Raw genomic sequence first — 24,990 nt, forward strand, 5'->3', positions numbered from 1 at the left:
CACGCAACCTGTACTGCATTTTCTCAATCAAATTAATAATTAACTGATTCGAATACCCAACCATATTTAGTAGAATAACTAACCGTACTTCTTCAATAGATTTTCGATCACTTTGGGATAGTGTAAATGCTCTAGTTGTTGGCCGTTAAATTTTATCACTTCTAATGTGTCATCCGGTTCAACTTTAAATCGAGCTTGATAAATCACTTCGCCTTCATCAAAATTTTCATTTACAAAATGGATAGTGATTCCGTGTTCGTCGTCTCCTGCATTGAGGACAGCCTGATGTACGCGGTCGCCGTACATGCCTTTGCCGCCATGCTTAGGAAGAAGTGCCGGATGTATGTTAATAATCTTATTGGGAAAAGCCTTCAATAAGTTTTGCGGTATCAACCATAAAAAGCCCGCTAATACAACGAGATCAATATCTAATCGCTTTAAAAGATCTACGATCTCAGTTGTTTGATAAAAATCGTTCTTGTCAAAAACATGTGAGGGAATCTCGAAATTATCAGCGCGCTGCAGTACATAGGCGTCGGGATTGTTGCTTAATATCAGAGCCACTTCCACTTCATGGGAATACTTGAAATGTTCCATTATTTTTTGTGCATTGGATCCGGAACCGGAAGCAAAAATAGCTATACGTTTTTTCACTCGTTATTCGATTTTATTCAGATTAAAACTTTCCTGACCAAACTTAGATAAAATGCTTTGCATTCGCAAGCCTAACACAGTGAGTGCAGATATGTTGGAAAAGAAACACAATTCGTAATTTATTCCTAAATGGATAGCGATTAATCAGTTAAAATTAACTTTTTTAGTATTTCTTCACTGATAACCTCCACCGGGGCCGCCGAATTTGACAGAACAATTACAGCCGACTTGGCATCGGGAGCAATGCCAATAAAGGAGCTGCTCCCCGCGGTTCCCCCGTTATGATTGTAATAAATGATATCGTCTACCATAGACATATGCCAGGCAAGCCCAATATCGGTATTTGGCGGTATGAAAAATGTGAATTGTTTGGTCAAGGCCATTGCTTTTTCCAATGGGGATAGAGGCATTTTGAATTGAGATCGGACATACAACAACATATCCTGAATTGTCGATTTTAAAGAACCAGCTGCCGCAAGAGAAATAAAGTTCCATGTAGGCACGGAATCTCCTTTTACATTGTATACCTTGGCAAGCTGTTGCGCTTTGCTATCCGCCTTTTCTACCGTGTTTATCATATTTAACGGCTTAGTGATAATCTCTTCGATATTTTGTGCATACGTTTTTTTGGTAATAATAGAAATTAACTCACCTAATAAGCCATACCCAACGTTGCTGTACTCGTATTCTTCGCCAACTTCTTTGGTCGCTTTAAAATTTTTCAGGAAACTGAATAACTCGGCCTGATCATAATGTGCATAGGGATCATTTTCTACTAATTTGCTGCTTGTATTCCAGTTTAAAGCCATACGCGGCAATCCGGAGGTATGATTTGCTAGCGATTTAAAGGTTATTTTTTGGATGTCGGTATTAGACCTTACTGAATCGGGCAAAAATTTAGCGATACTATCATCCAGACCGATCACATTCTTTTCTACCAAATCAGCTAGGAGCGTAGCGGTAAAAGTTTTCGTAATCGATCCCAGTTCATATAAGGTGGTCGCAGTAGGGAGCGTATTATTATCTTTTTCAGTTTCACCGTAAAAAAATGTGCTTACCCTGCTTTTATGAATTACGCCAATGGCCAACGACTGCGCATTTCTTTTTTGGATGTATGTACGCGCTACAGAGTCGATAAAAATATCCAACGGATTTAGCACCTCCACTTTGGATATTACCTGTTCTTTTTTTTCTTCTACTTTTTCTTCATAAGGCTGAAAAGCGAGCGTGTGATAGTTGAAATTGCTATCTACACCCAATATGAACAGTAATTCTTGGTCTCCAATCTCTATTTTATAACCCGCTATACCATTTTTATATTTTTTAGGGGTTGCATTTTTTATTGTACCTAACGAATATAATTGGTTTAATATCCCATTTAACTGAACAGAAGATATGGTCTTTTTAAAATTTTCGTCGGCCATATTATAGATGGAGTCCATTTGCTTTGTATTGAATAAATATTCAATTTGATTGTAAACGGCTCTGTTCTGTCTCTCTTCGATCGATTGCGCTTTTATTAATATAGTAAATCCCACTATACACAGCAGTGTACTGACTATTCGTTTCATAATACAAAAGTACAAAAACAATGTACTATAAACCAATCGTTCGTTTTAGTCGCGCATATCCAGATTTGGAAATGCTTACTTTTTCGCCGTTCAGCAATATCCCGCGATAGCTTTCTTTTTCCATAGGTTCTATTTTAGCAAGCTGGTCTACTTTTATGATAAATGATCGGTGTACACGTACAAATTGCTTACTATCTAATTGTTTTTCAAAAGATGACATGGTTTTGTTTTTGAGGAACATACCATTTTGCGTATGGATTTTAACATAATCATCATAAGCTTCTAAAAAGATAATCTGCTGCGTTGGAATCAGTTTAATCTGAGTTCCGTTTTTTACAACGATTCGTTCCAAAGTCTCTTCTTCAATATCTGTCTTTAATTGTTGAAGGCTTTGTTTTGGTTGCTGGTTGCCATGGATATTCCTGAGCTTTTCTAAGGCCTTTGAAAAACGCTCCTGATTAATGGGTTTCAGGAGATAGTCTACGGCACTCTTTTCAAAAGCGCGTATCGCAAACTCCTCAAAAGCTGTCGTAAATATAACATGTGGAAGCTCGTCAATAATCTCAAGCATTTCGAACCCTGTTAATTTTGGCATTTGAATGTCTAGAAATATCAGATCGGGTTTGTGTTGCTGAATGGCTTTGGCCCCTTCAAAGCCGTCGCCACATTCCATGATGACTTCTATATCACTTTCTTGTTCTAAATAATCGCGGATGATCATCCGAGCAAGAGGCTCATCGTCTATTATTATTACTTTAATCATTTTGAGGGATTTTTATACGGGCAATAAATTTAGTTTCTGTTTTACTGATACTCAAAAGGTCTGTACGACCGTAAATTAAAAATAATCTTCTGTGTATACTGGTTAGTCCGAAACCATTCCCTTTTTTATTTTGGTACTGATCAGCTTCAAAAGGGTTTGAGATGCCAATGGTCAAGATATTATTTTCCAGTACAATGTGAGTTTCTATTAATACATCGCCCGTTACATTATACAAGCCATGTTTAATCGCATTTTCCATGAGGGGTTGGACGATCATGCTAGGCACTCTTGCCTGCAATACCTCGTCGTCATAGTGTAAAGCTGTATTCAATCTATGGCCAAATCTAACCTTTTCAATTTCAAGATAGAGTTCAAGGTGTTTGATTTCATCCGAAAGGGAAATAAGTTGTTTGTCGTCTTTTCGCATAGTGCCTCTTAGGAAATCCGACAACTGAAAAGTCATTTTCTTCGCCATATCTGGTTTTGCACCAATCAATGCAATAATTGAATTTAAGCTATTAAACAAAAAATGAGGTTGTAATTGTTGGCGAAGGTTGTAAAGCTCCGCTTCACGTACCAGACGCTCAGATTCTTCTTTACGCGTTTTATTTTCTTCATATTCTTCTTGTATGTTCCAAGTGATGTTGATTATCAGAATACAGAATAAAAGTAAAAAATTGATAATTGTACGGTAGGGAAGTATCTTATAGTAATGTGCTATGGAAAACGTATCTGAGATTTGATTGATAAGATACAGGGGCAGAAAAACACTCATTACCGTCAAAAACAAACAGATGAATAGTATTTTGAGGTATTGATTCTTTCGAGGTAAATAGAATTGTAACGAACTGAATATGAGGTATGAACAAATTGTTATGCATAAAGCACCAAAAAGCGGCTCATAAATGGTTATCTCTTTGGACCGGTGCTCTAGCCAAAGTAACATATAAGAAACAACGAAGTATAGCACAAAAATTATCCATGAACTCAAATGGATAAGGCGCTTTTTATTTATTTTTAATACCTCAGTAGAATTTGACATTTTGCGTATTAACTGTTTTTTATTGTTACGTTTCCTAGTATCGATGTTCCGGTGATATACAAGTTTTTATTTTCATCAAATGGATGGCTTATAATGACCCGGCGGTCGTCGTTTTCACTTAAAATTGACGAAATACTTACCGAAACCATCCAGTGTGGTGGAACAATAATTTTGGTGCTTCCAAACAGTTGAAAAACATCGATGACTACCGGTTGGTTAAGATCAGCCTGAAGTAAATTTATTTCTGTGCTGCCAAATATATTGGTCATGCTTCCCCCTAAGAAGTTTTTCGATAGAATAATTTTTTTCGAACTTCCAAATATGGAATCTACTTTAAGATAATTTTCTGCATATCTATTATTCGAATACCCTTTTTGCTCATTGGTATGAGTAAAAGGGTTTGAATCCGTTGTTTGATCGCGATTATTAACGTTTATCGGATCGCTCTCATCAACCCTTTTATCCCAGTCGAATTCATCCCTGAAGGGTGAAGCGGAAGGTGGTGGCGGAGTTACAGAACCATCTGGTACAGATGGCAGTTTTCTGTTTCGTTGGATCAAATAAATCCCCAATACGATCGCCAGTAGTGGTATAAGCACCTTCCCCGTTGAGAAATCCATCCAATTTTTCAATAAGAAAATGACCCCGATAGTGATCAATATATACGATGATTTCTTTTCAAATTTTGAATTAATACCTATTACAAGTCCAACTATAATTAATATCGAATGGAACCCGAACAACCAGGAAGGGATAAAAAAACCTAAATTCAAGTTCTTCAATAATAAAAATGCACCAAATAACACGATGAAGGCCCCCACAATGGTCGCACTTTTGCTATTATTTGGAGGGGGAGGAGGTGTTTGATAATTTCTCTTTGTTTTCATTTGTTCGTTGTTTATAGTCCAAATGTAGAAATAGCTACAGATATGACTAATAGCATTTAGGTATACCTCATTTATACTTCGGTAAATGACCTAAAAACATCGGTGAAAATAACACACTTCTTTTGTATTTAAAATATGTAAATAAAAAAAACACTTTTTTTGGATAAAATTTGGGCGTTTGAAATTAAATATTATATATTTATAACATAAAATATAGGATTTAAACTTAAATACTTACTAGACTAATGGGAGATTTTGAAAACAAAGAGCGTGAAGAGGTATTTTCAAAAAAGGTGAGAGCGGGTAAACGTACTTATTTTTTTGATGTAAAAGCGACGCGATCAAACGATTATTATGTGACAATCACAGAAAGTAAAAAACGTTTTGAGGATGGACAGTTTATTAAACACAAAATTTTCTTATACAAAGAAGATTTTGAGAAATTTGCAGAAGGACTAACCGACGTAGTAGCGTACATCAAATCTAATCAAGAAGTGGTTGAGAAGAGATATGAGCCTAGTCAAGATGATTCTGCCTATGAAAGTAATGGAGCATTAGCAGAGAAAGATGATTTTTCGTTCTAATGTAGTTTCATTCAATCAGATATGGAGCCACTTTTCGAGTGGCTTTTTTTTTTACCTTAACTACCTTCATTACGGTTTGATATCTAAAAAATTTATTGTAAACATGTTACGTGGTAATAGAAATACAATTACTAATTTCGCGTCTCAATATCTTATGATCAATTTTATGAAAAAATTAATATGCAACTTTTTTGTTGCTACGTTATTTATAACAGTCCAGCCTCTAGAAGCACAAATCAAGCGTTTAAATTTTAATGAATCATGGGGTAATGGTTATACTGTTACAAAGGCAGTTAATCAATATGTGGGTTGGGCAGATACTGAGCATTATCTAGAGATAGATAAAGATGAACGTAAGACGTATAAGGTTAACGTAAAGACTGGTGCACGGAGTCCTTATGAGCCGGCCCATTCTTCAGACGTAAAGGTGTTTGTCAAAGAAAATGATATTTACGTTCAATTTGGACAACAGGCGGCGCAACGAATAACGCAGTCGCCTGATCTAGAAGAACAGAATCCTACTTTATCGCCGGATGGAAAACACATTGCCTTTACACGTAATAGTAATTTATTCAGTATTGATGTCTCCGGTACGAAAGAAACGCAGTATTCTACAGATGGCACAGACGTAATTTATAATGGTTGGTCATCATGGGTATATTATGAAGAAATTTTAGGACGTTCTACAAATTATAAAGCTTTTTGGTGGTCGCCAGACAGTAAGCAAATAGCTTTCATGCGATTCGACGATACGAAAGTGCCGATGTTTCCGATATATGTTTCAAAAGGTCAAAACGGTTATTTGGAAGAGACTCGCTATCCCAAAGCAGGACAGGATAATCCCGAGGTGAAAATTGGATTTGTGAAAGTGGGGGGATCTCCAATAGTTTGGGCAGATTTTAATGAAAAAGAAGACCAATACTTCGGTCAGCCTTACTGGAGTTTTAACAGTCAGACCATTATGGTGCAATGGATGAATAGGGATCAGACCAATTTGAAGTTCTATGCTGTAAATCCGTTGAGCGGAACAAAGAATGAAATTTATAATGAGGAGCAATCGTCTTGGATCAACTTGGATCATGATGAGCGAATAACCTATTTAGCGGATAACAAGCATTATATTCTTAAATCTGACAAAACAGGATGGGCGCACTACTATCTCTATACATTAGCTGGTAAATTATTGAATCCGATTACCAGCGGAGATTGGCAAGTTTCTTCTTTGCAATATATCGACGAAAGGAATAAGGCCGTTTATTTTACAGCTCGGAAAGAAAATTCTGCAACGGTAGATTTGTACCGGGTAGATTATTCTGGTAAAAATTTAAGGAAATTGACTTTTGGTGATTTCACACACGATGTAAAGGTTTCTCCAGGGGGTAAATATTTTATCACAAACTATTCGAATGTGAATACGCCCCATAAGATCGCTTTAGTGGATAATCAAGGTAAGGTCTTAAAAGAACTGGATGATACTAAATCTACTGATTTCGATGATTATAAAATTGGAAAAACAGAATATTTTACCATTAAATCCGATGATGGTAAGTTTGATCTTCCGATAATCATCACCTATCCGACAGACTTTGACGAAACGGTCGAATATCCAGTTGTAATGAGTATTTATGGTGGCCCCGATGCGGGATCTGTACGGAATACCTGGAAAGGTACATCTAATCAATATTGGGCTGGTGAAGGGATTATTCAGATCACCTGTGATCATAGAGCATCGGGACATTACGGCAAACAAGGTGTCGCTTTAATGCACCGAAATCTAGGGAATTGGGAACTGGTAGACTACATTACCGTAGCAAAATGGTTGAAAGCAAAACCTTGGGTTGCAAAAAATAAGCTATTGATTACGGGACATAGTTACGGTGGATATATGACTTGTCTGGCATTGACAAAAGGAGCAGATTATTTTGACTATGGTATTGCGGGAGCTCCGGTTACGAGCTGGGAATTATACGATACCCATTATACCGAAAGATGGATGGATACACCACAAGATAACGCCAAAGGGTATGAAAACGGCTCTATCTTAACTTACGTAAATAAATATAAAGGTGGGTTGCGCATTATGCATGGTGATATGGATGATAATGTGCATATGCAGAATACCGTTCAATTGGTGGATGCGCTTACCGATCGCGCTGTACCATTCGAGTTGATGATCTACCCGGGTAGCCGACACGGATTTGCACGTTCTAAATCAAAATATGATTTTAATGAAAGGGTGCGGTTTTACTACCAGTATCTATTGGAAAGGCCGGTACCAGCGACATTTAAAGAGAATTTTCAGGCTTCATCATGAAAGAAGTCTGAAAATTCAACGATTCAACCTGTGCGTGAGATTTATACTGCTGCGATTCCGACATAACAATCGGTTAGAAGTTTCTAAACTTTTTGTTTTAAGATTGTTGTATTCCAAAAATTATATCATCTTTGCACTATTATTTAGCAACATGTTAGAGTTCCTTAAAGAAAGTACTTTTAAAGCAAACGATGTTATTTTTAGGGCTTTAGATATCTTAAAAAAGCACTATTTTTCTATTGCCGGACTGTGTTTTATTCTATTTGTAATAAGTCAGTTGGCGGCATATTTCCCAGTATACTTCCTTGAGTCAAATATGATAGCAAAAGTTGCCTTAATGCTGCTGACTATTATTTTGTTTTTTGGACTGCAATTGGTGCTCATAAAACGGGCAATATTACTTTCGCAGGGCGTAGAGCATAGTTCATTGATGCGTTATATTCCTTCAACAAAGCAATTTGTCAATTTTTTATTCGGATTGGTTTTATGCTCCTTATTAACTGGTATTATGACACTGGTATCGGGGATTATTTGTTTTCCCTTGATTTATCTAGGCTTAGATACGGACTTCGTCATCTTTGAGATTGTTCCAGTTTTGACCGGTATAATTGTAACTGTTTTGCTTTTGAGAATAACATTTTTTCCGTTTTTTATATTGGAGAAAAATTTAAATTTCTTTAGGGCGGTAAAACTAAGTGTTGCATTTACAAAAGGTAATTTTTTCAAGATCGTTACGCTGTTTTTCTTTTTGGCGTTAACGTCTATTATATCTTTTGTACTTTTGAATCTTAGTTATAATATGATCGCCTTATTTTTTATGGCAATCAGTATTTTTTTAATAGTTCCGTTAGTAAGTTTGGCTATGGCTGTTGCTTATACGGATATGGCCGAAGAATATAAAGGGAGTGATGATCCTGAGCTGTTCAAAAATATACTATAAAGGAGAATAAAAGCATTGGATAAAAAAAGAATAGCTATACTGGGATCTACCGGAAGTGTCGGGACGCAAGCTCTTGATGTCGTCCGTACTTTTCCTAATCGATTTGCCGTAACTGTGCTTACAGCGAGTAACAATGCAGAGATGCTTATTGAGCAAGCGTTAGAATTTAAACCGAAAACCGTTGTCATCGTTAACGAATCGCATTATCTCCATGTAAAAACATCTCTAAAGGGACTGCCTATCGAAGTTTTTTGTGGAAAAGAGGCATTGGAAGCAGCAGTCGAATTAGCAGAGATTGATGTTGTTCTAAATGCAGTAGTTGGTTCAGCCGGACTGCATCCGACAATGAATGCTATTCGACATGGTAAGGATATCGCATTAGCCAATAAAGAAACATTGGTGGTGGCCGGAGAATTGGTGGTAGATTTGGCGAAAAAACACGGCGTTAATTTGCTCCCTGTGGATTCCGAACATTCTGCCATTTTTCAATGTCTGGTTGGTGAAGGATTGAACCCTATTGAGAAAATATATCTAACGGCCTCAGGAGGCCCTTTCCGTGGGAAAGATCGTTCTTTTTTAGAAAATGTAACACCTGAACAGGCATTGAAGCATCCCAATTGGTCAATGGGCGCTAAAATTACAATTGATTCGGCATCATTGATGAACAAGGGACTTGAAGTGATAGAAGCGAAATGGTTATTTGATTTGGAGGCTGATAAAATAGACGTCATCGTTCATCCGCAATCTATTATACATTCGATTGTACAGTTTCAGGACGGGTCAATGAAAGCACAGATGGGATTACCTGACATGAAGCTACCTATTCAGTATGCTTTAACTTACCCTGCTCGTTTTTCGAATTCGTTTCCTCGTTTTGATTTTATGGAGTATGAGTCATTGACATTTGAAAAACCTGATTTAGAAACATTCAGAAATTTGAAGATGGCTTACCAAGCCTTGCGAGAAGGGGGAAATAGAGCTTGTGTCTTGAACGCTGCGAATGAAGTGGTGGTGGATGCGTTTTTGAAACACGAAATTTCATTTTTGGGTATGAGTGACGTAATAGAGGAGACATTATGTCAGGTGAAAAATAATACAGCGCTCCGTTTGAACGATTATATTGCCTATGATTCCGAAAGTCGGATTGTGGCACGAGATTTAATACTAAAGAGTAAAAAGTAAATATTTTAGATGGGAACTTTCGTAATGGTTGGACAGGTAATATTAGCCTTGTCAATTTTGATAATATTACATGAACTTGGCCACTTTTTAGCCGCACGTATGTTTGGTATTAAAGTAGAAAAATTCTACTTGTTTTTTGATGCCTGGGGAGTTAAGTTGTTTAAATTCACCTATAAAGGTTGTGAATATGGCATAGGGTGGTTGCCGTTGGGTGGTTATGTAAAGATTGCAGGTATGGTAGACGAATCCATGGATACTGCGCAGCTTCAAGAAGAACCAAAACCCTGGGAGTTCCGTTCGAAACCAGCTTGGCAACGCCTTATCGTGATGTTGGGTGGTATCATCGTCAATGTGATTGTTGGGATTGTTGTTTTTTGGATGCTGACCTTTAAATATGGGCAAACTGATATAGACAATTCTAAATTGACAAATGGTATTGTACCTGGAATAATCGGGAAAGAGATCGGACTTCAGGCAGGAGATAAAATAATAGAAATTAACAATAAACCTGTTGTTAATTATAAGGAATTATTTAGCTCTGAAGTACTAATGGGCGATGCAGTATTGACTATCGAACGTAACAATGCAGAACAGGAAATTCAGGTTCCCTCTGATATTTTAAATCAAGTAGCCGACCATAAAACGAATGAATTTGTTGAACCTCGCTTTAAAATGATGGGAATCGATCAAATTCAAGGGGCTTCGGAGGCGGAGAAAATGGGACTACAAAAGAACGATAGTATCGTCAGTGTTAACGGTACACCTATAGTATATTTTGATCAGTTTAAAGAAGCCATTTTGAATCAGGCTGAAAAATCGATTGCATTGGACGTGTTGCGGAATGGTCAGATAGTAACTTTGAATGGTAAAGTTGCTGCGGATGGTACGCTAGGATTCGGCATCAAAACCGATCCATCGTTGGTACTGATTACTTCCGAATACGGTCTTATGCAAGCGCTGCCAGTAGGAACCAAGAAAGCTTTCTCCGTTATCACAGACAACATTAAAGGCTTCGGAAAAATATTTAAAGGCGAAGTTCGTGCCGATAAAGCCCTATCAGGACCCGTTGGTATTGCAAAGATGTTTGGAACGGATGTAGATTGGTACCGCTTTTGGAATTTAGTGGGGATGCTTTCTATGGCCCTTGCATTTATGAACTTTTTGCCGATCCCGGCGTTGGACGGTGGGCACGTTATCTTCTTATTAGTAGAGATGATTCAAGGCAAACCATTAAGCGATAAATTCTTAGAACGTGCGCAGATGGTTGGTTTTTTTATATTAGTAGCGCTGATGATATTTACCTTAGGGAATGATATTATTAAATGGTAGTATCACTATTTTAAAATAAACTAAAAAGAGCCTTTTCAACCAAAAAGGCTCTTTTTAGTTTATTGGAGATCTAGCGCTTTCGAGAAGCAGTTTGCAACCGCTGATTCTTCCTGTGTGTCGCAAAAAATGCGTATTATTTGGTTATAAAATAGTATTTATACAGCTTGTTTTGGCTTCGTATATGCGTAATAATAGAAGGGATAAGTTAGTACACTACGCTTTAAAACTGAAATAAATGGAAAGTATAATCACTAATCAAGACAATGTTAGGAAACATAATCTGGAATCTTTGCAGGAAGACAAAAAGCTCAGTTTTTCAGAACGTGTTTTATCCGTTGTATTAGGTACAATGATAACAGTGAGATCATTAAAAAGGAACCCATTAAAACGTCCATTAAAATTACTAACCGGCTCATATTTACTTTATCGCGGTTTAACCGGTACATGTAAATTATCTCAAAAATTGAATTGTACGGATTCACATCATAAATCGACGGCCGTTAATGTGCAATCAGAAATTATTGTTAATAAACCGCGTGAAGAAGTATATGCGTATTGGCGTTATCTAGCTAATCTTCCCAATTTTATGAAATATATTAAACGTGTGGAAGAAAAAAATGATACAATGTCGCGTTGGGAATTAGAGTTACCCTGGGGATCGGATATACTCAGCTGGGATACTGTGTTGATCAAAGATAAGCCGAATCAACTTATCGGCTGGCATTCCCAACCCAATTCGGTAGTTGAAAATAGTGGTAAAGTAGAGTTTTCTGACGTCGTTTCTGGAGTGGGAACGGTCATTAATTTGGTAGTTACGTATCATGCACCAGCAGGCCAAATAGGTAGAAGTGTGGCGAATTTATTTACGCCGACTTTTGAAAAGCTTTTAGAGAGCGACTTGCGAAACTTTAAGGAATTAATAGAAACAGGGCAGTTAACCACCATTGAGTTTTATTAAAAGTGCATTAGATATTTATTTTATTATTAATTGCTTCATATTGGCACTTGTGCCAATATGAAGCAATTAATAATTGGATGTGCGTCAAACTACTTGATAGTAAATCTCAAGCTATCATGAACCATTAATCCACTGATGCTCTCCGAATTGTATCTTACAGAATATGTATCCGGTTTTTTGAGATCGTAGCCTTTTGTAAGATCGACGGTAACGACAAGACTGTCAAACGGTCTTACCGAAAGGTAACTTTCAGCAGGGGGCGGCATTATCCGTTTTGCCATAGCACCTAAATAGGAAACTTCTTCGCCATTACTGGATAGAACATCCAGGTATTTGCTTAGGAATGGCTTTTCGAACGGCGTGTGCCATTTACAGAATCTCTTTACGCGATCTGTAGGATTATATACAGTAAATGTCATCTCAATGGGCTGATCCAATGAAATCGTGGGGGGCATATTCAGTTTGGCGACTAGGGAAGTATCAGCAAGCTCGCTAACCGTATCCGTACGATCTGTATTTCGTTGTGAAGTATTACACGAGGATGCAATGGACAATAATATTGCCGGTGCGAAGAATAATAATTTGTTCATATGTTTGTTACTGCAATTTTATTGCCATTGTTTATATCATTAATAAATTATATTTTTTCGATTGTAAGCGTGTTGATGCACAAATCAAGTCCGTTTTAACTCATTACATCTAATATGCGCCTAACTCACGTCTGGTGCTGGTATCACGCCTTCCATTTCATAAATTTGTAGATCAAAATATGGAGCGGAGGCGATGATATGATCAAAAATATCGGACATGATATGTTCGTATTCTACCCATTTGGTAGTCCCCGCAAAAGAATAAATCTCAATGGGTAAACCTGTTGCAGTAGGAGCAAGTTGTCTGACCATCATTGTCATTCCTTTGTTGAGTCCGGAATGACTTGCCAAATAGTTGTCAATATATTTTCGAAATAAGCCTGCGTTTGTAAGGTTTCGACCGTTTATCAAAAGCGATTTATCGACTGTATTCCTTGCGTTACTTTTGTCTATATCCCGTTGTCTGTGTTCAATGTATCCTTTTAGAGATTGGATCTGTTTGAATGTGTCTATCTCCTCCGGCTTTATGAATCGTATACTCGATTGTCTAATATAAAGGGCCCGTTTGATTCTTCTGCCGCCAAACTCTTGCATGCCACGCCAATTTTGAAAAGAATCTGATATCAGTGAATAAGTTGGAATGGTGGTAATTGTCTTATCAAAATTTTGGACCTTTACAGTCGTCAGGTTGATTTGTACTACATCACCGTCTGCGCCGTATTTAGGCATCGTAATCCAGTCCCCGATGCGTACCATATCATTTGAACTAACTTGTATGCTGGCTACGAAACCCATAATGGTATCCTTGAACATTAAAAGAAGGACAGCGGACAACGCACCCATTGCCGTGAAAAATGCAACGGGAGATTTACCTGTTAAAGTCGAAAAAATAACAACTGCCCCAATTAAAAACAATATAATGCGAATAATTTGCAGGTAGCTGTCAATAGGTTTTTCTTTGAAGGAAGATTTTACCCGTAGGGAATCTCCTCCAGCTCGGAATAAACTCATTATCATCCATATCACTACAAAGACCATAAATATATCCGAAAGAATATTTAACGGTTTTATCGCAGCGGGGAAATCGGTAAAGATGATGGGTATGCTCCATTTTATCACGATTAAAGGGGCGACGAGTGCTAAGAAATGAGGAAATCTATTTTGTAAAAGATAATGAAAGAAGGGAGCTCTTTTTCTTTTTGTGATACGAATTAGGGCGATACGCAATGTACGTCGCACAAAATATTGAACAGCATAAGTAATTATAACAGCTGTAATTAATAAAAATAGCGTATTGAGATGGGTGGCAATGTCTTCAGAAACACCCCATTTTATCAATAGGTGATAAGTAAATGTACTAACGTTGTTAACTGTGAAATTTGTATCCATATGCAATTTTTTAAAGTTGATATACCGGTAGGATACAAAAAATAAAATAGAATGTCAACCTTAAAATTTAAATTTTCCAAATTACCATTTTAATCGTCATTGACATTCACTTTTTAAACGTTTAAAAATATTTTTTTAATAAAATTTTGAAAACATAAATAAAACACTGAACTTGGTCAAAATCTTTAGGGGTGCCTTAGTGCTGAGATTATACCCTTAGAACTTGATCCGGTTAGTACCGGCGAAGGGAAAAGATAGGTGTATCAAAATTTACGTTTTGATATAAATGTACTGATCAAGGGTTATTTTCTAAACTCATACACACCTTCTCCATTCAAGTTCATTTCTGAAGATTTTAATTAGAAATTCAGGAAATGAAAGTAAATGTAAACAACAAGATTCACGAAGTGGACAGCACATGCTATCTTACAGAGCTGCTGCAGTCCCTATTAGGCGATGCTATCCAAGGGATAGGTGTTGCCGTCAATGACAACCTCATTCCGAGGTCGCAACATTTTAGCTATAAGCTGCAGGAAAATGATCGTATTTTATTAATTAAAGCTGCGCAAGGAGGATAGAAATGGCTAAGAAAAAAGAAAATCTACCTCAATCAGGAGCGCTGACAACCGGAGCAATCTCTGGCTCACGTAAAATCTATATCGAAGGAAGTACATCAAATATTCGGGTCGGTATGCGGGAAATCGTACTCTCAGATACGAAAATGAGTAATGGTGAGGTTTCCCCAAATGCCTCCGTGATCGTATACGATACAAGTGGTGTGTATACTGACGACCAAGCTGCCATAAATATCTACGAGGGTATTGCCCGCATTCGCACGCAATGGATAGCTGACCGGGATGACGTGGAGCAGCTGCCGCAGATCAGTTCGGTCTATGGACAGGAGCGATTAGTAGATAGACAGCTCAATGCAATCCGTTTTCCCATACAACACCTACCCCTTATGGCAAAAAGTGGAAAGAATGTAACGCAATTACATTATGCTAAGCAGGGTATTGTTACTCAGGAAATGGAATATGTCGCCATCCGCGAAAATCAGCGCATTCAGTACGTAGAAGATAAAGACCTGTTGCAGCAGCATAGAGGAGAAAGCTTTGGAGCTAACACGCCTAAAGGGGTGATAACACCTGAATTTGTGCGGGATGAAATTGCTGCAGGACGGGCAATTTTACCGAATAACATCAATCATCCAGAGAGCGAACCGATGATCATCGGACGCAATTTTTTGGTGAAGGTAAATGCCAACATCGGGAATAGTGCTGTTACTTCCAGTATTGAGGAAGAAGTTGAAAAGGCAGTATGGGCCTGTCGCTGGGGAGCCGATACCATCATGGATCTTTCTACTGGACAAAACATTCACGAGACGCGCGAATGGATTCTTCGCAATTCTCCAGTTCCAATTGGTACCGTTCCGATCTATCAAGCACTGGAAAAGGTAAACGGTAAAGCAGAAAATCTGACTTGGGAAATTTTCAAGGATACACTTATTGAACAGGCCGAACAAGGCGTGTCATATTTTACCATTCATGCAGGTGTCTTGTTGCGCTATATCCCATTGACCGTGAGACGCGTAACAGGGATCGTTTCCAGAGGGGGCAGTATTATGGCTAAATGGTGTTTGGCACATCATAAGGAGAATTTTTTGTACACCCATTTTGAGGAGATCTGTGAAATTATGAAAGCCTATGATGTGGCATTTTCATTGGGAGATGGGTTACGCCCTGGGAGCATAGCCGATGCGAATGATGCCGCACAGTTTGCGGAGTTGGAAACGTTGGGTGAATTAACCAAAATTGCCTGGAAACACGACATACAGGTGATGGTGGAAGGGCCAGGACACGTTCCGATGCATCTTATCAAGGAAAATATGGAGAAGCAGTTGAAGGATTGTCAAGAAGCTCCTTTCTACACATTGGGACCGTTGACCACAGATATAGCACCCGGTTATGATCATATCACTTCGGCAATAGGTGCAGCAATGATCGGTTGGTTTGGAACAGCTATGTTGTGCTATGTGACTCCAAAAGAACATTTGGGATTACCAAATAAAGACGATGTGAAAGACGGTGTGATTACCTATAAATTAGCTGCACATGCAGCAGATCTAGCAAAGGGACATCCCGGATCGCAGCATAGAGATAATGCCTTGAGCAAAGCACGATTTGAATTCAGATGGGAAGACCAGTTTAATTTGGCATTGGATCCCGACACGGCTCGCGCTTATCATGATGAGACGCTTCCTGCTGAAGGTGCTAAGATAGCACACTTTTGCTCCATGTGCGGGCCTCAGTTCTGCTCCATGAAAATTACGCAGGAAATACGTGATGCAGCGGATGAAGGTATGTTCGAAAAGGCTTCCGCATTTAAGGAACAGGGAAGCGAAATTTATGGATAAGAGGCGTGTATGGAATCTTTAATGGCCATTCTTCCAGACCATTTGCTCGACAACGAATATGAAGTACTTTTGACCCTTTTTGAATCTGGGTTAGATGATCTTTATTTCCGTCGAGAAATGACTCGGAAAGATATCCTGGACGTGTATGAACATATCCCTCCGCAATTTCACAACCGCTTAATCCTCCCGCTTACTGCAGCGCAATGGCGGTATGAAACGGGTTTCAAAAGATACCACGTTAAAGAAAAGCAGCGTGGACTGGAAGGATTGTATTTTGAAAAAGAGGAAATGGGTGATTATAGGTTTTCAACGGCTATACATTGTTATTCGGACATGGAAATCTTAAATGACAGATACGAAATGATATTGGTAAGTCCGCTATTTAATAGCATGAGCAAGCCAGGCTATACAGCGATGTGTGCCTCAGAACGGATGAAATTTGAAAACAGCTCAGGTAGTATTCGAAAAATTGGCTTAGGAGGAATTAATCTGGAACGCATGACACAATTTCCAGAAGTTGTCCAATCCTTTGATGGTATAGCATTGATGTCGGGATTGTGGCAAGAAAAGAACATGCATTCCACATTCTTAAAAATTAGAAAACTATGGAAAGGAATATAGAGAGATTACAATTTATATCACAAGGAAATACAGCTGAACAACAGATCACATCTATTCATCATGCACTGGATGTGGGCGCGAAATGGATACAGCTCCGTTTTAAGAATCAAGATGAAAAAACTGTTCGGATTGTTGCCGAACAGGTAAAAAGTTTATGCATTCAGTACAGCGCTAAGTGTATAATAAATGATTGGATATCCGTAGCTCAACATGTAGGTGCAGATGGTGTGCACTTGGGGTTGCAGGATATCGATATATCAACTGCCCGGTCACAATTAGGGATGGGGGCAATTATTGGCGGAACGGCAAATACAATTGTAGAAGTACGGCAACGTATCTCCGAGGGCTGTGATTATATCGGATTAGGCCCCTATGCCTATACATCCACTAAAGAGCGTCTCAGTCCGATTTTAGGTCCGGCTGGCTATCTTACACTCTTGAGTCAATTGGAGTATTCGAACATTCCTGTTATTGCAGTAGGAGGTATTAAGACAGCGGACCTGTTATCACTTAAATCGACCGGTGTTTATGGCGTCGCACTCTCTACCGAACTTTTAAATGTAGATTTCGCACAGGCAGCGCAAATGAAGCAGATTCTTTCACAATTTAAAGCACACAATGATGTTGCACATAGCAGATAAAATATTTCAATCCAGACTTTTCCTCGGAACAGGGAAATTTGGCAGTCTTCACTTGATGCAGCACGCAATAGAAGCATCGGCGAGTGAATTGGTGACGGTAGCACTCAAACGGGTAGACTTAGCCGATCAATCCGATAATTTGCTGCATCATATTCCGACACCGCAAGCCACCCTATTACCTAATACATCCGGAGCGCGTGACGCCAAGGAGGCAATTTTTGCAGCACAGATAGGGAGAGAGGCCATGGAGACTAATTGGGTAAAATTAGAGATTCATCCCGATCCTAAATATCTAATGCCGGATCCAATCGAAACCTTAAAAGCGGCAGAAGAGTTAGTTAAGCAAGGTTTCGTTGTTCTCCCGTATATACATGCTGATCCGGTATTGTGCAAAAGACTTGAAGAAGTAGGCGTTGCAGCGGTGATGCCTTTGGGTGCACCTATTGGAAGTAACAAAGGCGTGTTGACAAAGGACTTTTTGTCTATTATTATTGAGCAAAGTCGAGTTCCCGTTATTGTAGATGCGGGATTGGGAGCCCCTTCACACGCAGCATTTGCTATGGAGTTGGGTGCAGATGCAGTGTTAGTTAATACAGCTATAGCGGTTGCGACAGATCCTGTGGGCATGGCTAAGGCTTTCAAATTAGCTGTTGAGGCGGGTAGAAAGGCATACGAAGCCGAGCTTGCCGCAGTTTCTTCGGTTGCACAGCCATCTAGTCCATTGACGTCGTTTTTAAGAAATGAGGAGGTATAAATGTTTCATCAACTATTTCAAAGTCACAATTGGGATGCGGTGAAATCAAGTATTTACCAGAAAACTGCTAAGGATGTCGAAAGTGCATTGACCAAAAATGATCGATCTTTAGAGGATTTCAAGGCACTTGTTTCTCCAGCAGCAGCCCCTTATCTGGAGGAGATGGCAAGATTAAGTCAAGCCATCACGCAAAAACGTTTTGGGAAGACCATTCAATTGTATATTCCGATGTACCTCAGTAATGAATGTCAGAACATCTGTACGTATTGTGCATTTAGTATGGATAATAAAATCCCTCGTCGTACACTTAGCCCGGGAGAAATCCATATGGAAGCAGAAGTCATTAAAAGTATGGGATATGAGCATGTCTTATTGGTAACGGGAGAGGCCAGCAAAATTGTAGGTGTAGAATTTCTGGAACAGGCAATCCGTCAACTGAAACCTCATTTTGCAAATATCTCTATCGAGGTGCAGCCCCTTGAACAGGAAGACTATCAACGGTTAATTAAGGAGGGGTTATATGCCGTTTTAGTGTACCAGGAAACGTACCATCAAGATGTATATAGAAATTACCATCCCAAGGGAAAAAAATCCAACTTTCAATACCGCTTGGATACGCCCGATCGTCTTGGACGGGCAGGAATTCATAAGATAGGTCTTGGCACATTGATAGGATTAGAAGATTGGCGTACGGAAGCCTTTTTTACGGGATTACATTTGCAATACCTCGAACAGCATTATTGGCAAACAAAATATTCATTATCTTTTCCACGCTTGAGACCTATTTCAATGAAAGACGCTGTTGATGGAACAATAGAAACGCAACAATTCTACATGAAGGATAGGGAACTTCTTCAATTAATCTGCGCGTATCGGCTGTTGAATGAGCAAGTAGAGCTTTCACTTTCTACACGAGAAGAACCTTATTTTAGGGATCATGTTATCCCATTAGGTATTACAAGTTTGAGCGCGGGCTCTAAAACAAATCCCGGAGGCTATATCGTAGCGCCTCAAGCGCTTGAGCAATTTGAAATTTCGGATGAACGGTCTGCATTTGAAATGGTTAAGGTAATTGAAAAACAGGGTTATGAAGCCGTTTGGAAAGATTGGGAAAGGTGTTATGCGACGTAGCAATAATAATCGTTTTGTTCGTCAGATAGCGCTCCCTGAATTCGGGTTAGTAGGACAGGAAAAGTTGCAGGCAGCTCACGTCATCGTAGTTGGCGCCGGCGGTCTCGGAAATGCGGTGATTCCTTTTCTGGCTGCGGGAGGTGTAGGAAAGATCACAGTGATAGATGACGATTGTGTGTCGATATCTAATTTAGCTCGACAGACTAGTTTTGGGTATCATGACGTGGGACTATTTAAATCGGAAATACTGGCGGATAAGTTGAATACGCAATATCAACAACAGATCGTGTTTCCACAAAAAACAAGACTTACTATTGCCAACTTTAGAGAGATCGTTCCAGAAGCGGACCTTCTGATTGATGGAAGTGATAATTTTGAGACCCGTTATCTACTGGCCGATATCAGTACGGATATGCGGATGCCTTTAATCAGTGGCGCTTTGGGAGCTTATGAAGGTCAGATTTGTGTTTTCGCCCCCTCACAACGTATTGGATATCGGGATATTTTTCCCGAACCAAGTGACCAACAGCCCTGTGCCATTACGGGGGTATGGTCGCCATTGGTTGGGGTGGTTGGAAGTTTGATGGTTAGCGAGGCCTTTAAAATGATTGCTGGTATTGGCGATAGCCTAGCAGGTAAAATGATGCTCATAGACAGTTTTACCAATCAGGTTCAGGTTATTAATATACAGTCGGATAGCACACTATCGCATTCGAAACTATCTGCCGGAAAAATTAATTTTAATACGTTAATGGAATGGAAAGAACAGGAGGAACTCTTGCTGGTAGATGTGCAGGAACAACATGAGCATGCCGAAAATAATTTGGCCGACCTCAATATTTCGGTCTACGATCTGCCGCGTTGCTGGGAGGCTCATCTGGAAAATGAATCCAGAAAAATTGTTTTCATATGTCCGAATGGTATTCGTAGTAAAATTGCCTACGAATGGTTAAAAGATAAAATTTCGCGTTGCTATTATGTCAATCTCTCTGAAAAATAACGCTTAGGTGCTTGCCGTCAAAATGGTTGCTTTAATATATGCAATTTCGTTAAGCATCTGTTTCAAAAAATATAAGTTTTGTAGCAAGAACGCAGCTTCATAAATAACTCAGCTCATTTAACCTATCTGCGCTTAAGGGAATGATTTTCCAGGGAATTCTGCTGTCTTTTCAAATTTTGGTCGTGTTATTGGTTAGATTTTTATAAATTTAAAAACGTGTTATTAAATGATGAAAGATTATAGTTTATGAGTGATAGATATGAAGATTTTATTAGTCGGTTTAAGCAGCGGCTAGTGGAGTTATTCCACCAAGAATCTAATATAAATGAGTTGAGTATCGAGCGGGGCTTACCTTCTGATGTGTGGAAGGACATTATGGGATTAAGCCCTTTATCTGTTGCGGTTCCTGAAGCGTTTAATGGCCGGGGAGTTAAAGTAAAAGAATGCTTGGGTATTTTATCTGCCGCATCTTATGAGTCGCTTCCGTTATCCCTAACATTCGGAATAAATATTGCTCTTTTTTTAGAACCATTAGCAAAATATGGTCTACCCGACATACAGACTGGTATATTTCGACGGTTTATTGAAGAAGGAGCAATGGGCGGACTGATGATAACAGAACCCGATTTTGGTAGCGATGCATTGAATATGCGTACGAATTTTGTCGCATCGGATAGCGGGGACTACAAGCTTACTGGGCAGAAACATTGGCAAGGACTAACGGGAATGGCCGACTTTTGGTTAATTGCTGCTCGGAAGCAATTGTCTAGCGGGGAACTAGCCCGTGATATTGAGTTCTTCGTTACGGATAACAGCAAGGTAGAACAACAGATTAAGGTCGAACACTATTTTAACAATCTAGGGCTATATATGATTCCCTATGGATTAAATACAATAGACCTAACTGTTCCCGCTAATCAAAAGTTACAACCGCCGAGCACAGGCATTAAGATGATGCTTGATATTCTGCACCGTAGTCGCCTACAATTTCCAGGTATGGGTATGGGCTTTATTCAACGGATGTTGGACGAAGCTTTATCACATTGTATTACCCGAAAGGTTGGGGCGCAAAAACTAATTGATTTAGATTCTGTACAATTCCAGTTATCACGTATACAATCTTCTTATACCTTGTGTTCAGGAATGTGTGCTCACAGTGCTACTATGAGTGGAATTTCCAATGACCTATCTTCAAAAGGGTTAGAAGCAAATAGTATGAAAGCGCTCGTAACAGATCTTATGCAAGAATCGGCTCAGATATGTGTCCAGCTATCGGGTTCTAGTGGCTATAAGATCGATCACATTGCAGGAAGAGGTATCGTAGACAGTCGACCTTTTCAAATTTTTGAAGGATCTAATGAAATGCTGTATACGCAAATATCTGAAATCGTTATTAAGCAGATGAAAAAGCAGAAAGAAGAAAACTTCCATCTATTCATGTCTCAGTTTGAAAGCACAAATCGTATAGCTTCTCGTTTTAAAAAACATCTTAATTTTTCGTTGGAACATACACTGGTGCAAAGACAGATGGTAGTTCTTGGTAAAGTAATAGCTCGCTTAGTGTGTTTACAGTATGTAGATCTCATGGTAGAGAAAGGGTTTCGCAAAGATCTGTTTGAGAATAGCTTTAAACATATAGAAATGGATGTCAAAAAGTTGTTATCAGATCTCTCGGATTATAATAATGCTGTTCCTATTGTAGAATACCATGCCGGTTCCAATTGGATGGAATATAGTGATGACGCGAAGTAATTGATCATAAAAGTGGCGAAATCAAATAAATATTTAAAACACATAAAGGATTTAGCGGGGAAAAACTTAAAGGAAGGCATCCTTTTTTTAAAGGAGAATGCTGCCCGAAAAGAAGTAATTGCTTTGTCCTCGGGATTGCAATATGAGATCATATCGCAAGGAGAGGGGGATATTCCAAACATGCGATCGAAGATAATTTGCCATTACAAAGGAGAATTATTAGACGGTACTATATTTGACAACTCGTACAAACGTAATAAACCGGAAGCCTTTTTAGTGTATGAACTTATCCGTGGGTGGCAAGAAGCTTTACAGTTGATGCCGGTAGGTAGTATTTGGCGGTTATATATTCCTCATCAATTGGCATATGGATTTGAACCCCTCACAGATACGTCTGGTGGCAATTGTACGCTGATTTTTCAAATGGAATTGATCGCCATTATTTAAGCATTTCAAGCAAGTCTTTTAATTTTTTTAACAATTCCGATTATTAATTTAGAATAAAGATGATTGCTGTCGTGAGGGTAGAGATGATTGTTTTCATGGTTGATGTTTTAGTATTGTTTGACTCAAAAGTAACGTAGATATCGATATTGAAGAATGAACAAGTAGGCAAGTGACGTGACTATATTCACCGTCGATACGGGCACGTCATGTGTCTGGGGAGCGAGGTTTATAAAGTTAATGAGATTGCGAACGATGCCCGGTTTTTTTAATCATGGTTCTATGGCGATGGGTGCCGCTTTGACACATCCCCCACTGACAGGTTATCGTTGTATACGGAGATGGCGACTTTCGCTGTTATTAGGTGATTTGGCGACTATCACCTAATACAAGTTACCCGTGAAAATGGTTGTATCAATAAATAGGATGTTAGGTATGGCGAGATTAGAGATGCAAGTTTTTGGTTTGCCCGACAGCGAAACTGATATGCTCAATCCAGATTCTACTAAAGTGGGAGAGGTGATGGGTATACGTCGTGAATCGGTATATATTCCCGAGGAAAGCGCAAGATGCATTACAACGTACCTTTAGCTATCAAGGGTCCTGCCCGTATGGGACTACTCTTAGTTCAGGTTTTGGTTAGACGGCTTCCGGGCCGATAATAAGGTTTTCGAAGAAAGTACCAGCACTTGTATAATAACTGCTATAATAATTAAAATGGCCATTTCAATATATGAAATTATACTTGATAAATTCGTCATGCTTAAAACGTTATCTAGTTGTTTTTTTCCTTCCTCCACCTGTATGGAAGAAAGGATATCTAACATATCTTCTGCCTGTTGTGCAGCCATTTTCGCGGCATTGTATTCTTCAGGTTTATTGCTTATGGAGATCGCTTGACAAAGCTGTTTGAAACGCTCAAAATTATTTTTTTCGGTCTCTGTAAGCATTGTCTTTCCATACAACGTGTTTAGTTGATTTATACTTGCAAGATGATCATTTATTCGCAAATTGGTTTCGGTTCCATCTTTTTCAAGTACGGCAAGAATGCTTTCAATATGTTTTGACAGTTTAAGGATATATAGACCAACCACAAGCCTGTCTTCGTATATAGATGTTACTGCCGAGCTTATTCTTGCCGCATTTCGTCGCTCACGCATATTGGTGAGCATTACCAAGCAAAGCACGGTACAGAGCAGTATTGCTGCTGTCATTTTTTGTTTAATAGCAAATGCCCACATAATCTTAATTTTAGGTGCATGACGAAGTACGCCAATTATATAAATGGCAATTTAATGATTTATTCCAACATAAGTATTTCTATTTTTAATATAGTTTATATTTTTTCTAAATACAACTAGTCTTTCATCGCTTTGTACTGCTTTCAGTCGAGAACAACATCTTCGAATAATCGATGTATTTATTTTGATCTCGAAATAATTTTGTGATTTCTACCCTTGTGTTTTGCACTTTTTCAGCTTCGGTTGTTGGGCGAAATGTCAGCAGACTCGCCCCTTCCTAACGTCTCTAATCTTCCGGACTGAACACGGATCATGTACAAAAGTTGTGGAGGGGATAAAAAATAATTAGATATTTGTGCTTTGATATTTATACAGATGCACGATTCGTTTAACGCTTTAATGCCCTTAATTATTCCCAAAGGAGTTTCCGATTATTTTGAGATGACCCACTATTCCAAAGAAGAAAAAAGACTGGATATCTTTTTGGAAGAACTTAACAGCACACCTGAAGAATATCAGGGACAAAAATTGGTTTCCAAGGGATTTTTCGAACCTATTACTCTTCAAGATTTTCCGATCCGTGGCATGCAGGTCTATCTTCATGTCAAGCGCCGCAGATGGCTCAATCAGGATAGCGACAAAGTCGTTTACAGAAATTGGGAGTTAGTAGCAAAAGGAACACGTATCACACAGGATTTCGCGGCTTTTTTAAAAGGAATCAGCGGACAGTCAGGCATATAGCATCCAGACCATCAGTTCATTCTATGGGCTATCGGCCAGTAAATTAAGG

Annotated in this window: 25 protein-coding genes and 1 riboswitch; of the genes, 17 read left to right on the forward strand and 8 right to left on the reverse strand. The window is 38.8% G+C overall.

Annotated elements, in window-relative coordinates; translation table 11 throughout:
- Positions 1 to 78: 78 nt before the first annotated feature.
- From purN to C4F40_RS18235, 5 genes are all read right to left on the reverse strand, one after another.
- The gene (gene purN / locus C4F40_RS18215) at positions 79 to 654 is read right to left on the reverse strand and encodes a phosphoribosylglycinamide formyltransferase (RefSeq protein ID WP_196940839.1); all 576 of its coding nucleotides are present in this window, start codon (positions 652 to 654) and stop codon (positions 79 to 81) included.
- Positions 655 to 794: 140 nt separating this feature from the next.
- Positions 795 to 2,225, reverse strand: coding sequence for a serine hydrolase domain-containing protein (locus C4F40_RS18220; RefSeq protein ID WP_196940840.1), 1,431 nt, complete (start codon positions 2,223 to 2,225; stop codon positions 795 to 797).
- A 25-nt stretch (positions 2,226 to 2,250) separates the two neighbouring features.
- A complete protein-coding gene (locus C4F40_RS18225) occupies positions 2,251 to 2,988 on the reverse strand; it encodes a LytR/AlgR family response regulator transcription factor (RefSeq protein ID WP_196940841.1) in 738 nt (245 codons plus the stop codon).
- Positions 2,981 to 3,763, reverse strand: coding sequence for a sensor histidine kinase (locus C4F40_RS18230; protein WP_231390124.1), 783 nt, complete (start codon positions 3,761 to 3,763; stop codon positions 2,981 to 2,983). The genes C4F40_RS18225 and C4F40_RS18230 overlap by 8 nt, the downstream gene beginning before the upstream one ends.
- A gap of 275 nt (positions 3,764 to 4,038) precedes the next feature.
- Complete coding sequence (locus C4F40_RS18235) at positions 4,039 to 4,917, reverse strand: LiaF transmembrane domain-containing protein (RefSeq protein ID WP_196940843.1); 879 nt, start codon at positions 4,915 to 4,917, stop codon at positions 4,039 to 4,041.
- Positions 4,918 to 5,162: 245 nt separating this feature from the next.
- On the opposite strand from C4F40_RS18235, the gene C4F40_RS18240 reads away from it, so the two are divergent.
- The 6 genes from C4F40_RS18240 to C4F40_RS18265 all read left to right on the forward strand — a co-directional run bounded on the left by C4F40_RS18240 (position 5,163) and on the right by C4F40_RS18265 (position 12,224).
- Positions 5,163 to 5,501 carry a DUF3276 family protein gene (locus C4F40_RS18240; protein WP_196940844.1) on the forward strand — a complete coding sequence of 113 codons (339 nt, stop codon included), beginning with the start codon at positions 5,163 to 5,165 and terminating at the stop codon, positions 5,499 to 5,501.
- 166 nt (positions 5,502 to 5,667) lie between these two features.
- On the forward strand, positions 5,668 to 7,815 hold the full coding sequence (locus tag C4F40_RS18245; protein ID WP_196940845.1) for a S9 family peptidase: 2,148 nt from the start codon (positions 5,668 to 5,670) through the stop codon (positions 7,813 to 7,815).
- 151 nt (positions 7,816 to 7,966) lie between these two features.
- On the forward strand, positions 7,967 to 8,755 hold the full coding sequence (locus C4F40_RS18250) for a hypothetical protein (protein WP_196940846.1): 789 nt from the start codon (positions 7,967 to 7,969) through the stop codon (positions 8,753 to 8,755).
- Positions 8,756 to 8,770: 15 nt separating this feature from the next.
- A complete protein-coding gene (locus tag C4F40_RS18255) occupies positions 8,771 to 9,937 on the forward strand; it encodes a 1-deoxy-D-xylulose-5-phosphate reductoisomerase (protein ID WP_196940847.1) in 1,167 nt (388 codons plus the stop codon).
- 9 nt (positions 9,938 to 9,946) lie between these two features.
- On the forward strand, positions 9,947 to 11,266 hold the full coding sequence (gene rseP, locus C4F40_RS18260; RefSeq protein WP_196940848.1) for an RIP metalloprotease RseP: 1,320 nt from the start codon (positions 9,947 to 9,949) through the stop codon (positions 11,264 to 11,266).
- A gap of 235 nt (positions 11,267 to 11,501) precedes the next feature.
- Positions 11,502 to 12,224, forward strand: a complete 723-nt coding sequence (locus C4F40_RS18265; protein ID WP_196940849.1) for an SRPBCC family protein — start codon at positions 11,502 to 11,504, stop codon at positions 12,222 to 12,224.
- Between the two features lie 89 nt (positions 12,225 to 12,313).
- Here the strand turns inward: C4F40_RS18265 and C4F40_RS18270 are convergent, their stop codons facing one another.
- A complete protein-coding gene (locus tag C4F40_RS18270; protein ID WP_196940850.1) occupies positions 12,314 to 12,814 on the reverse strand; it encodes a protease in 501 nt (166 codons plus the stop codon).
- Between the two features lie 120 nt (positions 12,815 to 12,934).
- On the reverse strand, positions 12,935 to 14,203 hold the full coding sequence (locus C4F40_RS18275; RefSeq protein WP_196940851.1) for a mechanosensitive ion channel family protein: 1,269 nt from the start codon (positions 14,201 to 14,203) through the stop codon (positions 12,935 to 12,937).
- 177 nt (positions 14,204 to 14,380) lie between these two features.
- A riboswitch (TPP riboswitch) is annotated at positions 14,381 to 14,470 on the forward strand.
- A 107-nt stretch (positions 14,471 to 14,577) separates the two neighbouring features.
- Between C4F40_RS18275 and thiS the strand changes: the two genes are divergently transcribed.
- The 10 genes from thiS to C4F40_RS18325 all read left to right on the forward strand — a co-directional run bounded on the left by thiS (position 14,578) and on the right by C4F40_RS18325 (position 23,550).
- The gene (gene thiS, locus C4F40_RS18280) at positions 14,578 to 14,781 is read left to right on the forward strand and encodes a sulfur carrier protein ThiS (RefSeq protein ID WP_196940852.1); all 204 of its coding nucleotides are present in this window, start codon (positions 14,578 to 14,580) and stop codon (positions 14,779 to 14,781) included.
- 2 nt (positions 14,782 to 14,783) lie between these two features.
- Positions 14,784 to 16,616 carry a phosphomethylpyrimidine synthase ThiC gene (gene thiC, locus C4F40_RS18285; RefSeq protein WP_196940853.1) on the forward strand — a complete coding sequence of 611 codons (1,833 nt, stop codon included), beginning with the start codon at positions 14,784 to 14,786 and terminating at the stop codon, positions 16,614 to 16,616.
- Between the two features lie 9 nt (positions 16,617 to 16,625).
- Entirely contained in the window at positions 16,626 to 17,237 is a 612-nt protein-coding gene (locus C4F40_RS18290) for a beta/alpha barrel domain-containing protein (RefSeq protein WP_196940854.1), read from the forward strand.
- Complete coding sequence (locus C4F40_RS18295) at positions 17,222 to 17,878, forward strand: thiamine phosphate synthase (RefSeq protein WP_196940855.1); 657 nt, start codon at positions 17,222 to 17,224, stop codon at positions 17,876 to 17,878. The genes C4F40_RS18290 and C4F40_RS18295 overlap by 16 nt, the downstream gene beginning before the upstream one ends.
- Positions 17,859 to 18,632 carry a thiazole synthase gene (locus C4F40_RS18300; protein WP_196940883.1) on the forward strand — a complete coding sequence of 258 codons (774 nt, stop codon included), beginning with the start codon at positions 17,859 to 17,861 and terminating at the stop codon, positions 18,630 to 18,632. The genes C4F40_RS18295 and C4F40_RS18300 overlap by 20 nt, the downstream gene beginning before the upstream one ends.
- Complete coding sequence (gene thiH / locus C4F40_RS18305) at positions 18,633 to 19,763, forward strand: 2-iminoacetate synthase ThiH (RefSeq protein ID WP_196940856.1); 1,131 nt, start codon at positions 18,633 to 18,635, stop codon at positions 19,761 to 19,763.
- Positions 19,720 to 20,763 carry a HesA/MoeB/ThiF family protein gene (locus tag C4F40_RS18310; RefSeq protein WP_196940857.1) on the forward strand — a complete coding sequence of 348 codons (1,044 nt, stop codon included), beginning with the start codon at positions 19,720 to 19,722 and terminating at the stop codon, positions 20,761 to 20,763. Before thiH ends, C4F40_RS18310 begins: the two co-directional genes overlap by 44 nt.
- Before the next feature lie 246 nt (positions 20,764 to 21,009).
- Positions 21,010 to 22,515, forward strand: coding sequence for an acyl-CoA dehydrogenase (locus C4F40_RS18315; RefSeq protein WP_196940858.1), 1,506 nt, complete (start codon positions 21,010 to 21,012; stop codon positions 22,513 to 22,515).
- 12 nt (positions 22,516 to 22,527) lie between these two features.
- Positions 22,528 to 22,962 (forward strand): FKBP-type peptidyl-prolyl cis-trans isomerase, encoded by a 435-nt coding sequence (locus C4F40_RS18320; protein WP_196940859.1) that lies wholly within the window; start codon positions 22,528 to 22,530, stop codon positions 22,960 to 22,962.
- A gap of 432 nt (positions 22,963 to 23,394) precedes the next feature.
- On the forward strand, positions 23,395 to 23,550 hold the full coding sequence (locus tag C4F40_RS18325) for a thiamine pyrophosphate-dependent enzyme (protein WP_196940860.1): 156 nt from the start codon (positions 23,395 to 23,397) through the stop codon (positions 23,548 to 23,550).
- Between the two features lie 32 nt (positions 23,551 to 23,582).
- On the opposite strand, the gene C4F40_RS18330 is transcribed toward C4F40_RS18325, so the two are convergent.
- Complete coding sequence (locus tag C4F40_RS18330) at positions 23,583 to 24,200, reverse strand: MCP four helix bundle domain-containing protein (RefSeq protein ID WP_262894831.1); 618 nt, start codon at positions 24,198 to 24,200, stop codon at positions 23,583 to 23,585.
- A gap of 375 nt (positions 24,201 to 24,575) precedes the next feature.
- Between C4F40_RS18330 and C4F40_RS18335 the strand changes: the two genes are divergently transcribed.
- Positions 24,576 to 24,941 (forward strand): ISAon1 family transposase N-terminal region protein, encoded by a 366-nt coding sequence (locus C4F40_RS18335; protein ID WP_196940862.1) that lies wholly within the window; start codon positions 24,576 to 24,578, stop codon positions 24,939 to 24,941.
- Positions 24,942 to 24,990 lie beyond the last annotated feature (49 nt).

Source organism: Sphingobacterium pedocola (genome assembly GCF_015209965.1).
GTDB classification, from domain to species: Bacteria; Bacteroidota; Bacteroidia; order Sphingobacteriales; family Sphingobacteriaceae; genus Sphingobacterium; species Sphingobacterium pedocola.